The sequence below is a fragment of the Bacillus sp. P4_D3 genome (assembly GCF_056401855.1).
This window is the reverse complement of record NZ_JBFUIN010001144.1, coordinates 1-762: the sequence shown is the minus strand read 5'-3', so window position 1 is coordinate 762 and position 762 is coordinate 1. Positions and strand designations below refer to the sequence as shown.

Sequence of the window (762 nt, the reverse complement as noted above, 5' to 3'; positions counted from 1 at the left end):
GGTTTCAAATGTTGATTGCGCCAATCAAAAACGGAATCTTCTTTTTTACTTCCCACCATGTTATTTCGAATCAAATCATTAATTTGTTTTTGTTCCTGCGTACGATCTAACAGATTATTTACAACTTTTCCCCTCATCGCATCCAATGTTTTTGGTTTTCTTTTTCCACGTTCTCTCGTTGGAAAAGGTTCAACAGTTGCCACATGAATATGAATGTTATCCGTGTTAAAATGAATGGCTGCCGACCAGGTAGAACTTTTTTCTAATCCCTCTCTTTTTTGCATTTCTTTCATCGCAAGTCGTGTCACATCCATTAACTTTTTTTCATCCAATGTTTTAGTTTTCTCATCATAAATGCCTTGTTCCTCAAGCCAAGGATTATGAAAAGAAATGACATCTTGCCACATGATACTTCCATTTCCATGGGCGGTTTTAAACATTTCCTTTAAGGATTTTTTCTCACTTTCTGATAAACGATTTGCGTGTTCCGTAAACAATGCCGATGTCTTTTCWGGATTCCCCATATATTCTTGATACGTTTCAAACATTTTCGGATTCAGTTTCACTTCACTTTGTGCTTCTTCCCGGTCTACATACTCAATATAGTTCTGAAATGCATCCGAACTTGGTAACACAAATTTTGTTTTTAAAACAACACCCGGTGTGGTGGAAGAATGAACAGGAACGGCATTACTCATTTTCATCATCCTGCATCATCATTTGAATAAACTCATTCATTTTTTTCATTTCGCTATAACAATC

At 36.0% G+C, this 762-nt stretch carries 1 protein-coding gene; it reads right to left on the bottom strand.

Annotation, left to right across the window (positions count from 1 at the left end; all coding sequences use genetic code 11):
- Positions 1-698: MobP2 family relaxase (mobP2, locus tag AC1DTM_RS29870; RefSeq protein WP_477001632.1), on the bottom strand; the 698-nt coding region annotated here is incomplete at its 3' end.
- Positions 699-762: the final 64 nt, after the last annotated feature.